The sequence below is a fragment of the Paenibacillus sp. 01L418 genome (genome assembly GCF_056400045.1).
Map to the genome: position 1 here is coordinate 1 of NZ_JBFTSN010000167.1, position 12,566 is coordinate 12,566.

The following is a 12,566-nucleotide window of genomic DNA, read 5'->3' on the forward strand; positions in this document are numbered from 1 at the left end:
CATTCGAATCGATTCAAGCGCGTTAAACAAAAAATGAGGATTGATTTGGCTGGCCATCATTTTCAGCTTAATTTCCTTTTGTCTAAGCTGCAGCTGGGCCTGTTGTTTATGCGATTCCGCTACCTCGTCCATTAAGCCGCGAATACTTACGACCATGTTGTTGAATTGCTTGGACAGGATGCCAATCTCGTCATTGCCTGTCACATGCGAAATCACGTTCAAATCTCCCATCGCTACTTTGTTCAAATCTTTATTCAGGACCAGCATCCGCTTCGATATAATCGCAGAAAAAATATAAATCATAACGAAGGCTATAACTAAGCTTAGCAAAATAATGCCTAGCCCAAGCAAGCTTATGCGATTAGCTCCACTTACAATACTATCAATTGTAAATACAGATACGATTTTCAACCGATTAAAGCTTGATTCAGGCTGAAGATCCTCGATAACAATTTTCGAAGGTTTTCCTTCGTATTTGAATTCATAGGTGCCTGCTGCTTTATTCGTCAGTTTACTGGCAAAGTCTAATTCAGAAATATTTTTACCTACCCATTCGGGGTTTTTCGCTGCAATCATATAACCATTGTCATCAATAATCATCGTATCAAACGGCTCTTGGCTAATCATCGCATTAAGCTCATCCTGATTCACGCCTATCACTAGTACGCCGCTTGTCCGATATGTTGGGAACGTGATCTTCCGAATCAGACTCAAATAACGGCGGTTATTTTTGGTTTCATCCTTAATGTATTCCCAGTGAATGCCGTCGCGCTTCATTGCTGACTTATACCAGTCTGTTTCCGCAATGGGATCGGTAACTTTCAGAAACTCCCAATTGTCGAGTATCGTCATATTCGTCGTATAAAAGCGTATGTTGTAGACTTCACTGTATAGTTTAATGTAATCTTTAAAATCACGGTAATCCCAAAACGCCTTAACGACATCAAACRTGGAGCTGTATTGCGTGTTGACGACGTTCGTTAACCTGCTATCGACCAGCAGCTTGTCGGAAATTTCGATTGGCATGCGTATAATATCCAAGGTCTGCTTCTTAATTCGCTCGACGTTATTCGTAATTTGCTGGGTCGCTTGATCAAGTACATTTTGCCTAAAAGCGACGGTAAGAAAAATGCCTACGATAAGCACCGGTACAAAAACAACGAGAATAAAAGAAATAATAAGTTTCTTTTTGATTCGAATATTGTTCATTCTTTGCCCCATTGTTCGAATGCTCTTCTTCATACAAACGGTTCCTCCTTAAAGCTTTGCGCAGCAAACTTCATTCGTTAGTATCGGCTGAGGTAAGCGTTTACTTTTTCGCGTAAAATTTTAAGGCATCTACATTATAATGCTGGTAATCTGCCGTGCCTACATCACTAATTCAATATTTTATCATATGAAAATTAGACAAAATGGAAGCGCTGCCTATACGATGCAAAAATCCCGCTCTTAAGAGAGCGGAATTCGGTAGGATGAATGCTCTTCAACGATATGCTCGCCTTTGTTGTACAACCATTTGAAAGCAAAACGATCGCCTGCATAATTTGTTCTGCTGCGAATATCCGGCACAATAACCGTTTCAAAATGATCGATGATCGTCTGCTGCAGCGAGGCAAGGCGTTCTTCATTGGCATCCGCCTGCTGCTCTGCTTCCTCTTTCGATTGTGCGGTCTGCGAGAAGTAAGCAACTGCTGCCTCCCGATCGCTAATGGATTCAGGCAAAGGATGTCCTGACCCCCGGAAGATTTCTTTCACCGTATTTATCCAATCTTTATACAAGTTGATTTCAATGTCGTTTGCCATATGGACTAGCTCCTCTGTCGATGCTCATTGTTCATTTAAAGAATAAAGCTGCATTACATAAAAAGCAACCATAACCGCAAAAACGGAGCTGCAACAAGCGCTATACAGCACCTGAAGACAGCTCCGTATGAAATTGCTCATATTATTGAAAGCGGAAGAAGCTCAGCTTCACACTTTCCGTCAAACCAATTACCAGATCGCCTCTCAGCTTGCAGCTTGGCAGATCAATACGAATCGTTTGCCATTCTTGCTCACCGCTTGACTCAACCGAGCATGAGCCTCTAAAAACAGCGGCCGGGCTGATCATCTGAATAGACAACTCTCCGCCTTGAGCGCCGCCGCTAACGCGAGCTTCAAATACACTTGGGCCGTTTGACCAATCAACATCATTAAATTTGATCCAGCCCTCTGCTTGCGATAAACGGACTGCCGTTCCRCCTTCCTTGCTCTCATCCAAATAAACATGGGCATAATCATCATAGTTTTCCGCGCGCGTCTGCAAGGATAACTGACGTGGTGGAATGGTCTCGCCTTCGATTGTTATTGTACTCTCGGCAAGGAGATGTGCAGAGGAGGCACCAGCTGCAAACGTATAAGCCGCCGTTTCAAGGCAGAAACGGTCCCGTGTTACATCCCAAATAGCAAGCTCTTCTGCTGGAACTACAAGTTCTACTTGCTTCGTCTCTCTAGGCTGGAATGAAATCCGCGTGAAGCCAACCAGCTTCTTAAGCGGACGCTGTACCCTTGAGCCCTCTACTCGAACATATAATTGGACAACCTCATCCGCTGCGATGTCGCTCTCATTCGTAACCTGCAGTTCCACTGTTACACTGCCGTTCATACTCGCAGCGTTATTCGTAATCTCAAGCGGACCGTATCGGAATGAACCGTAGCTAAGACCATAACCAAATGGATACAACGGTTCGCCATCGAAATAAAGATATGTTCGTTTTCCTTTCAAAATATCATAATCCATTAGATCGGTTAACTGCTCTTCTGATTTGTACCAAGTCATATTCAAGCGTCCAGCCGGCGAGTAATCACCGAATAAAACGTCAGCAATGGCATTGCCCAGCTCTTGACCTGCATGTGATAAGTAAACAATCGCGGGAACTTGCTCGTTTACCTTGTTAAGTGCAAATGGATAACTTCCAATAACTACGACGACCGTGTTCGGATTAGCAGCGAATACCGCGCTAATTAATTCATTTTGCGAAGCGGCAAGGTCAAGGCTTGGACGATCGATTTCTTCTTTCCCGTTAATAAGAGGATTATTGCCTACGAAAACAATTGCCGTTTCTGCTGCTTTGGCTGCAGCTGCCGCTTCTGCAATTCCGTTCGCGATAACATCTTTAGAGAACAGCTCGCTTGCTCCAATATCCGCTAATTCCGTAACTTGAAGGGAATCTGCGCCGCCATTAGGGGCAGTGACCAGCTTGCCGTTCCAAGTTCGTATCGCAAAATTCTCTTCGGATTGCTCATCAAGCTTGAACACTTCCTTCACAAACCAGCCAAAAGCTTCGCTTGCAGCAGCTGCAATATTGACATCATCTGCGCTTGTAAGCAGCTTGCCGGAATCCATGCTCTCTAGCGTATAACTGCCCCAGCCCCAATCCGTCACCTCAAATGTATCGCCTTCCTCATCCAAATCAGTCGCTTGCAGGCGGTTTGCATGGTCTGTGGATGTGCGCAATACTTTTCCATTCGCAGCTGATTTCAATCGAACGCGATCATTGCCGCTGCTGAATGTTACTTCTTTGCCGGCAAGCTTGCTCTCGATGCCTTCAAGTGGTGTTACTTTGTACGGCAGTGATCCAGAGTACCAGTCTCGGTATACAACGTCGGCAAGCGGCCCGATCACTGCTACACGGCTTAACTTTTCTTTATTCAACGGCAACGTTTTGTTCTCATTTTTGAGCAAAACAATCGACTCTTTTGCAGCTCGCAGCGATAATTGTCCATGCTCCGGTGCACATAGTTTCGATTCCGGCATATCCACGTATGGATTCCCTTCAGCGGGATCGAACTCTCCTAAGCGGAAACGTACACGGAAGGTGTTAATAAGTGCTTTATCCAAATCCTGCTCTGACAGCAGCCCTTCTGACAAAGCTTCACGAATAGCCGCGCATGATTTTTCTTTATCATCCGTTATGCTGTCGATGCCTGCTTTGATGGAATGAGCTACTGCCTCTTTATAGGAATCATAATAATGATGATCGTTGACGATACCAAGCAAATCTCCCGCATCGCTGACGATGAAGCCGTTCATGCCCCATTCCTCTTTCACTACTTTGTTTACGTCCTCATGCAAAATAGTAGGCGTGCCATTAACCGAGTTGTACGAGGTCATCATCGAATGAGCGCCGCCCTTGACGAAAGCAGGCTTGAACGCTGCTTGATAATATTCCTTCATATTGCGCGGATCAATGCTCGCCGAACAACTGCCGCGATTGATTTCATTGTTATTGCCGATAAAATGCTTCAAGGTCGCTACCGCTTTAAAGTAAAGCGGGTGATCGCCTTGAATGCCCTGTACCAGCGAGGCTGTTAGCTCACCTGTCAGCTTAGGATCTTCTCCATAAGCCTCTTCTGTTCTTCCCCAGCGCGGATCTCGCTCCATATCCACCGTTGGCGCCCACAGCGTCAAGCCGTTGATGGCTGGGTTTCGCTGAAAGTAAACGCGTGCTTCGTCACCGATTGCAGAGCCTACTTCCTTCAGCAGCTCGGGATTCCAAGTGCAGCCAAGCCCGATGGGCTGAGGGAACGTGGTCGCTTCGCCTAACCACGCCATTCCGTGCGCCGCTTCCGTCCCATGTTTGTACGGCTTTACGCCTAATCGCTTTATTTCAGGCTGGTATTGAACCATCGATTCAATTTTCTCATCCAGCGTAAAACGTGAAACAAGATCGGTTACCCGTTCTTCAAGCGGAAGCTCTAAATTTTCAAATGGAAAACGTATACTGGTCGTCATAACGCTTACTCCCCCTCTATCGTGGATGTTAATATGCTATACCATTCATTTTTGTTTGTTGAAAATGGCTTTGACGCATCGATAGCTGTACCGTCAGAAGCAACAACGGTAATGGATTCCTTCGATCGCAAGCTGCAAATCGATCCGTGTGTGGATTGCATGCGCCCAGCCGTCAGCTTGCCATCTGTCCATTCCATATCGACAACAAACCCTCCACGCGCTTTAAGACCTTTCACGCAACCTGCCGGCCATGCACCCGGAAGCGCTGGCAGAAGCTCGATATAACCCAAATGGCTTTGCAGCAGAAGCTCTGCAATGCCCGCCGTACCGCCAAAGTTTCCATCGATTTGAAACGGTGGATGATCATCGAACAAATTCGGATGCGTAGAGCGTGCAAGCAAAGTATGGATAAAATGATAAGAAGACTTCGAATCCTTCAGCCTCGCAAATAAGTTAATTAACCACGCACAGCTCCAGCCTGTATGACCGCCTCCGTGGTTTATGCGGCTCTCAAGTGAAAGGCGGCCCGCTTCCACAAGCTCCGAAGTTGTTTCTTGATTGATTGACGTACCTGGATATAAGCCATATAGATGAGATACATGACGATGCCCAGGCTCATGCTCCTCGAAATAATCATGCCATTCCTGCAATTGTCCATTAGGCGCAATTTGCAGCGGAGGAAGCTTGCTCCTCGCTGCTTCTAGCTGCTGCTTGAAAGATGCATCGATTCCGAGCAAGCTCGCAGCTGCTGCGCAATGATCAAACAGCTCGCCAATTAAAGTAATGTCCATAGCAGATGACTCAGCAACACTGCAAGCCTCCCCTTGTGCGGTCAGAAATTTATTCTCTGGCGACGTGGATGGCGAAGTCATCAGCTGCCCTTTGTCGTTCTCCTGCAGTAAGTCCAAACAAAATAAAGCTGCGCCCTTCATTAAGGGATAAGCTTTTTCTCTCAAAAAGGCTTCACTCGGATGATATAAATAATGCTCCCATAAATGCTGCATCAGCCAAACGCCGCCAAGCGGCCAGAAAGCCCAGCTTGGATGGCCGGCTGTCGGCGTTGATGTCCGCCATAAATCCACATTATGATGCGCTACCCAGCCTGCACTGTTGTAATGAATAGCCGCGGTACGGGCTCCCGTGATGCTGAGTTCCTCAATCAAGCGAAACAAAGGCTCATGGCATTCGCTCAAATTCCCTATTTCCGCCGGCCAATAATTCATTTGCGTATTAATATTCGTCGTATAGTCGCTGTTCCAAGGCGGCTGAACCCGGTCATTCCATATGCCTTGCAGATTAGCCGGCTGCGTGCCTGGCCGCGAACTTGCCATAAGCAAATATCGGCCGTATTGGAAATATAGCGCTTCCAATGCTGGATCTTGTTTGCCTTGCTTATAGTTTTCCAGCCGCTCATCTGTCGGCAATTGAGCTTGTTCCGTCCGCCCCAAATCGAGCTGCACGCGTTGAAACAAGCTTCGATGATCCTCTACATGGCGCTCTCGCAGCTGTTCATAGCTAAAAGTTAATGCTTTCTCCAGTAGGCGATCGTTTTGCTCGGCCAGTTCAGCAGCAGTTTTGTCTGGATGAACATCAAAATTCACAAAGCTTGTTGCTGCGCTTAATAGAAATGTAGCCGAGCTTGCCCCTTGAATATTTATTTGCTTATCGCTGTTTATCGATAGTTTGCCGCCTTCTATCTTGACCATCAGTTTTCCTTGAAACGTAATGCCGCGATCATTCTCATACTGTACAGCCAGCGGATGATCTCCCAAATAATTGTCTGCTACATGACTTGGACAACGACCGTGAAGTACGATAGCGTCGCTGCCTGCTGCCTCGATTCCATACTGTACGGAGGAAGTCATCGCTGCTGTAAGCTCTAGCAGATCTTCTCCTTCTGACTCGTATCTAACGCATAATACTTGATCCACCGCGCTAACGAACATCTCGCGCGAGTAAACCGTTTTACCCACTTGAAACCGTGCAGCAGCGATGCCTGCATCGATATCAAGCTTGCGAATGTAATCTGGAGCCTGATCAAGGGCGTGTTCAAAATGCTGCTCTATAAACAAGTCGCCCATCGGTTGATAGGACTCTGTGTTTGTTCCGAGCATCTTCGCCTCGATTAACTGCTCCGCCTCAACAAATCTTTTATCTGCTATGAAGTCCCGGGCTCGCTTTAAATAGCGCAGCGCTTCGTAATTGTTCGTATCCCGCGGAAAGCCTGACCACAATGTATCTTCATTTAATTGAATGCGTTCTTGTTCCACACCGCCAAATACCATACCGCCTAGTCGGCCATTCCCAATGGGCAGTGCTTCCTCCCATCGTGAAGCCGCCTGCTTATACCAAAGGTTTAACGGATGAAGCTGCTCTGCTTTATATCCCATGTTTTTGGTCTCCTATTATCGCTCTGTTCACAGCGTTTAAAAAACAGTTATTATTCATCATAACGGAATAGCCCTGCTCGACAGTACCCAATACATTTCATGAAAAATCATGTCAAAATTAGCGTTTTTTCGAATTCTCGCTAAATAATAAAAAATCGCTGCAAGCACGATGATGTGTGCTTGCAGCGATGTAACTCACAGCCATATTATATTTGAAGGAGTATTTCTTACAGACCAGCTGCGCCAAATACTTTATCAAAACCTGCTTTGGAGCGCTGCGCCAGCTCTTCCGGCGATTGCGATTCCGCTTCTGATGATAAGATCTCCTGTGACACAGCACCTTTATAGCCAATACGATTAAGTGCTTGCAGGAATCCGACTAAATCAATTACACCTTCACCAGGATATACGCGGCCGTTGTCGAGTGCTTCCTCAACCGGCACGTCCGGCGCGTCATTGATATGAACATGGACGATTTGCTCTGGACGAAGCGCTTCAATATCAGCAACAGTCAGGCTGTTCGTATACCAGTGATAGGCATCAAACAACAATCCTACATTGCTCTCACCGATTGCGTCGATCCACTCCAATGTTTCCTCGAGCGTCCAAATAAATGGATTTTCCCAACGCGTCCGCAAATGATGCGGGCCAACAAATTCAAGGCCAAGGCGAATGCCATAAGCACCTAGAATTTGAGCGCAAGTACGTAATCTGCGAGTTGCAAGTGCCATGAAGCGAGCTGCTTTCAAATCTGTTGAAGGCAAAATATAGGTGCAGCAGCTTGTACAGCCTAGAGCCGCAGCCGCAGCCGCAGAGGATGCCAGCTTCTCCAATCCTTCAAGAAAAGCTTCTTCCGTTGTTCTCCATTCTACTGGAAGACCAATGGAGCCAATTACTACGCCATTGCTTGCAAGAAGCTCACGAGCTTGCTCTTCACCATAACGATTAATTAGCGACGCCGCATCCAAATCTACAGCTTGAAATCCGTACGCGCCAGCGAGCTTAATTAGATGCTCATCACTTTCGATTCGACCAAGACCCGCTCCAGTTAAACCTCTCAACATACAAATTCCTCCTCATTCTACAATCAATTATAATTAATTTAGATTTCAGTCCAGCTTCACTTCATTGCCTGTGCGCGATGATTCATAAATTGCATCAAGCACAAGATTGTTCGTCAAACCAGTCAATACGGAAGTAATCGGCTGTTTACCTTCACGAATACATGCAAGGAAGTGACGGCTAAGACGAGCGCGCTCACCTTCATCATTGTCTGCTTTGCTCAAAACACTTTCAATCGGGCGATCAAATTTTTCTGTAAGCAGCTTGCCTTCAGCACCGCGATAGCTTGCGCCGCCTTCTGAGCCCATTACATGGATAAACGGTGAATTGTCCGTATCCATATGAACAGCCCAGCTCACTTCAAGCGAGAGTGTACTGCCGTCTTCCATTTTGATTAGCGCCGTAGCCAAGTCCTCAACATCATACGTTCCGTCCCAATCCGGTGTACCCCATGTGCCAATCCCTTTACGGTTTGGGCCAAACTCTGCATAGGTTGATCCATATACGGAAACCGGCTTTGGATTGCCCATCAAATACAGCGCAAGGTCAAGCATGTGAACGCCGATATCGATAAGCGGGCCGCCGCCCGATTGATCCATTTGTGTAAACCATGTGCCCCAGCCCGGAATGCCCTTGCGGCGAAACCAGCCCGTTTTGGCTGTATAAATTTTGCCAAGCTCACCACGGTCGATTTGCTCTTTAATTTGCATCGCAACAGATTCCCAGCGCATTTGATGAGCGACCATGACGACACGGTCTGCTGCTTCGCTTGCTCTCAATATTTGACGAGCAGCATCGCTGTTAATGCCCATCGGCTTCTCTATCAACACATGCTTGCCCGCTTCAAGAGCTTGAACGGCAAGCGGAGCATGGAATTGGTTAGGAACACCGATGATGACCGCATCGATGTCAGCTCGCTGAATCAACTCTTCATTGGAAGCCGCAACATGCTCAATACCATATTGCTTGGCTGCTTTCTCTGCCCGATTCAAATCCAGATCAGTAATCGCCGTAATGATACACTCTTCGCCAAGCTTAGAAAATTCTCCTGCATGGACGTTGCCAATATTTCCTGCACCGATAATACCTATTCTAATCTTATTTTCTGTAGTCAATGAAATTCCTCCTATAATTTTGAATGAACCCTTGCTCAGCAATAAGCACTCGTTTTTCGTAACGCTTGATCTCTTCATTTATGTTAGAATAAACGGGATGAGAAATCGTGCTTGTTTTTCGATAAAAGTCTCAGATTTTCGGAGGAATGCATTCATTCATGACCTACATACCTGACTATTTGAAAACGTATCCAAATATGAATACCTCTTCTCCCCTCCATATTAGCCTAAACCGTCTTTACCATGGCTTTAGGCCGCATCGCCATGACTTTTTGGAGTTCTCTTATGTTATAGACGGAAGAGGCTCTGAATCGATCAACGATGCAAAACATCAAATGCTGCCCGGCACTTTTACGTTTGTGCTTCCTTATCAGGTGCATGAACTATTTACCGAGCCCGGGAGTACACTTGTTCTTTATAATTGTATGTTTAGCATGGACTTGCTGATGGAGCCTGGACAAGAGGAAGGCCTTATGGACCTCATCGATCAGAATACTCTGCCGCCATCTGTTCAACTTAGCGGTGCTGATAATGAACGAATGAAGCATTTAATAGAAGATATGTTTCGTGAGTATGCGGGGCAGGAGCCTTGGCGCCGAACGATGCTGCAAGTGCGGTTGAAGGAAATATTAGCTTTCTTTGATCGTTATCGCCGCAATATTGCGCCGTCTGTTCCAGCCTCAAGGCTTGCTTCCAAATCGAGTGCCTCGGTTTGGCCGATCATTCATTATATTCATCAACATTATCAAGACGAGCTTGCGCTATCTGATCTTGCAAGCCGCTTTTCACTGAGCATGTCTCGCATAAGTGAAGTAATTAAACAAACGACTGGACAAACATTCGTACATTTCCTGCATGATTTGCGCTTGCGGCATGCCTGCAGCCTGCTTGTTTCTACCGATATGAGCGTCGCTGAAATTGCGCTGGAGGTTGGTTATGGCTCATACAAAACCTTCTCCCGTATTTTCCGTGAAACCAAGGGCATCGTTCCGAAGGATTACCGTAAAATGAAGCTTAGTCAGGAGCAGCCAGGCAAGTAGCCGAGGCTAATAAACAAACAAGGGCTGCCTAGAGTAGATCAATCTACTTCTAGGACAGCCCTTGCTCTGTTATGTGTTTAATGAAAAATAGACAAAATGAGGAATAAGATAGCTAGCATGACATAAATGACAAGCGAAACGATCATTAAAGTCCGCTTATTCACAGCGTTACTCCCCTCCCAGCACCAATTAGGCTATACACCAACATTGTATGTGGGCGGGGAATGCGCGGAAATTGTCCTAATGAGAAAATCGTCCACTCGGATTAAACGGCTGCTTTGGCTTTGCGATCCGATGGCAGCAAAATCGTCAGCATGCCGAGCAAAGGCAAATAGGACGTGCAGCGAATGACAAACTCAATACCCATGGAATCTGCCAAATTGCCGAGCACCGCCGAACCAATGCCCCCGAGACCAAACGCCATTCCGAAAAACACACCTGATACGAGGCCAACCCGCCCAGGAAGCAATTCGTTCGCATAAACTAAAATAACGGAAAACGCCGAGGCCAAGATTAAACCGGCAAAAAAGATTAAAATAACGGAAAATGTTAAATTAGCATAAGGAAGCAGCAGCGCAAATGGTGCAGTTCCTAGGATCGAGAACCAGATCAAGCTGCGACGGCTGAACTTATCTGCGAGCACCCCGCCGAGAAGCAAGCCAATAACATTCGCTGCAAGAAAGACAAACAATACGATTTGAGCATGACTGACAGAGAGTCCAAAATGCTCGATGGCATAAAACGAGTAATAGCTGCTGATCGCAGAAATATAGACGTTTTTGGAAAATACAAGAATCATTAAAATCGTTATGGCAAATACAACTTTACCGGAGGACACATTAAGTTTGGAAACCGGCTTTGCCGCTTGCTTCGTACTCTTTCTTGGCTCAAGAGCGAGCTGCTTGCCGTACCATTTGGCTACATTAAATTGAATGACAATTCCAATCGTAACGACCAGAGCAAACCAGATCACACCGCGCTGACCTGTGTGCACGAACAGAACAGCAGTCATGATTGGTGCAAGCGATTGTCCAATATTTCCGCCAAATTGAAAGATCGACTGCCCTGTACCTTTTTTCGTCCCAGCCGCCAAATAGGAAACCCGCGCAGAAGCTGGATGGAAAACGGCTGAACCAATTCCAATTAACATAACAGCGACCATGACCATCCAGAACTGCGAAGCATACGAAAGAGCAGCAACGCCCCCCATTGTGAACAGCATGCCAATAGGCAGCAGCATCGGCTTCGGATGCGAGTCAGATAAAATGCCGACAACAGGCTGCAGCAGCGCTGCAGTTAAATTAATCATCAAAGAGATCAATCCAATTTGAGCAAAGCTCAGTGAAAGCGAGTCCTTCAAAATAGGAAATAATGCCGGTACGACCGATTGAATCGTGTCATTAATCAAATGCACGAAGCTAATGGCAAACAACAGTGGGTATATCGTTTTTAAAGCGGACGGTGATGTTGCGATTGAAGCTTGAGTACTAGACATACAGTTTTCTCCTTACTCCAAAAAGAATGTAATATGTAATATATCGCATATTATATTTCCTTAAGCAAATAAAAGCAATAAATTCCTTTTTAAAATTTTTGGCATTTGCTTCAATGAATGATCCTGCGATATATTATATATTGTCGAAACTGTTATCCTATCACTTTCATAATGAAACCAAAAAATAAAGGAGGATCCCCTCTGCCTATTCCAACTGATTATTCAACACCCGTTAGACTATCCGCCAAGGAGCGTACCTTAAGCCAGCTGCAAAAATGGATTATCGACGGCACGCTTCAGCCCGGTGAGAAGCTTAACGATTCAGAGCTTGCCGAGGCACTTGGCGTCAGCCGCACACCGATTAGGGAAGCCTTTCAATTGCTTGAGGTTCAAGGACTCATTCAAATGTTTCCTGGAAAAGAGACGCGAGTCACGACGCTAGCCAAGGAAGATATCCTTAAGCTGTATGCGCCCCTTACAGCCCTTCAAGCATTAGCAGCTGAGCTTGCTGCCGACAATATTCAACCAGAGCATATTGAACAGCTGCGTGCTATTAATGCCAGCTTTAATGAAAAAGTTAGTGAAGAGCAGCTCTATGAAGCGATGGAATATGATGAAGAGTTTCATGAAACGATACTGCAAATTGCCAATAATCAGCATATACTCACCTTCTGCTCCTCGCTTCAATTA

At 46.0% G+C, this 12,566-nt stretch carries 9 protein-coding genes; 2 read left to right on the forward strand and 7 right to left on the reverse strand.

Going from position 1 to position 12,566, the window contains the following annotated elements; translation table 11 throughout:
* The 6 genes from AC1DSE_RS19235 to AC1DSE_RS19260 form a co-directional block, all read right to left on the reverse strand.
* Positions 1 to 1,242, reverse strand: a 1,242-nt coding sequence (locus AC1DSE_RS19235) for a cache domain-containing sensor histidine kinase (RefSeq protein WP_477528043.1), incomplete at its 3' end; no start/stop codon positions are given.
* Between the two features lie 207 nt (positions 1,243 to 1,449).
* A complete protein-coding gene (locus AC1DSE_RS19240) occupies positions 1,450 to 1,803 on the reverse strand; it encodes a hypothetical protein (protein ID WP_441882133.1) in 354 nt (117 codons plus the stop codon).
* A 142-nt stretch (positions 1,804 to 1,945) separates the two neighbouring features.
* Positions 1,946 to 4,774 carry a glycoside hydrolase family 3 C-terminal domain-containing protein gene (locus tag AC1DSE_RS19245; protein WP_477511213.1) on the reverse strand — a complete coding sequence of 943 codons (2,829 nt, stop codon included), beginning with the start codon at positions 4,772 to 4,774 and terminating at the stop codon, positions 1,946 to 1,948.
* A 5-nt stretch (positions 4,775 to 4,779) separates the two neighbouring features.
* Positions 4,780 to 7,164 (reverse strand): glycoside hydrolase family 95 protein, encoded by a 2,385-nt coding sequence (locus AC1DSE_RS19250; RefSeq protein ID WP_477511214.1) that lies wholly within the window; start codon positions 7,162 to 7,164, stop codon positions 4,780 to 4,782.
* A 227-nt stretch (positions 7,165 to 7,391) separates the two neighbouring features.
* Positions 7,392 to 8,228, reverse strand: a complete 837-nt coding sequence (locus tag AC1DSE_RS19255; RefSeq protein ID WP_477511215.1) for a sugar phosphate isomerase/epimerase family protein — start codon at positions 8,226 to 8,228, stop codon at positions 7,392 to 7,394.
* A 45-nt stretch (positions 8,229 to 8,273) separates the two neighbouring features.
* Positions 8,274 to 9,341 (reverse strand): Gfo/Idh/MocA family protein, encoded by a 1,068-nt coding sequence (locus tag AC1DSE_RS19260; RefSeq protein WP_477511216.1) that lies wholly within the window; start codon positions 9,339 to 9,341, stop codon positions 8,274 to 8,276.
* A 158-nt stretch (positions 9,342 to 9,499) separates the two neighbouring features.
* On the opposite strand from AC1DSE_RS19260, the gene AC1DSE_RS19265 reads away from it, so the two are divergent.
* Positions 9,500 to 10,381, forward strand: coding sequence for a helix-turn-helix domain-containing protein (locus AC1DSE_RS19265; RefSeq protein ID WP_477511217.1), 882 nt, complete (start codon positions 9,500 to 9,502; stop codon positions 10,379 to 10,381).
* 265 nt (positions 10,382 to 10,646) lie between these two features.
* Here AC1DSE_RS19265 and AC1DSE_RS19270 read toward each other — a convergent pair whose 3' ends face one another.
* The gene (locus AC1DSE_RS19270) at positions 10,647 to 11,876 is read right to left on the reverse strand and encodes an MFS transporter (protein ID WP_441882115.1); all 1,230 of its coding nucleotides are present in this window, start codon (positions 11,874 to 11,876) and stop codon (positions 10,647 to 10,649) included.
* A 171-nt stretch (positions 11,877 to 12,047) separates the two neighbouring features.
* Between AC1DSE_RS19270 and AC1DSE_RS19275 the strand changes: the two genes are divergently transcribed.
* A partial coding sequence (locus AC1DSE_RS19275) for a GntR family transcriptional regulator (protein WP_477528044.1) occupies positions 12,048 to 12,566 on the forward strand: 519 nt, incomplete at its 3' end.

Coding starts and splice junctions, on each gene's coding strand:
- AC1DSE_RS19240 (WP_441882133.1), bottom strand. CDS start 1,803: ATGGCAAACGACATTGAAATCAACTTGTATAAAGATTGGATAAATACG.
- AC1DSE_RS19250 (WP_477511214.1), bottom strand. CDS start 7,164: ATGGGATATAAAGCAGAGCAGCTTCATCCGTTAAACCTTTGGTATAAG.
- AC1DSE_RS19255 (WP_477511215.1), bottom strand. CDS start 8,228: ATGTTGAGAGGTTTAACTGGAGCGGGTCTTGGTCGAATCGAAAGTGAT.
- AC1DSE_RS19265 (WP_477511217.1), top strand. CDS start 9,500: ATGACCTACATACCTGACTATTTGAAAACGTATCCAAATATGAATACC.
- AC1DSE_RS19270 (WP_441882115.1), bottom strand. CDS start 11,876: ATGTCTAGTACTCAAGCTTCAATCGCAACATCACCGTCCGCTTTAAAA.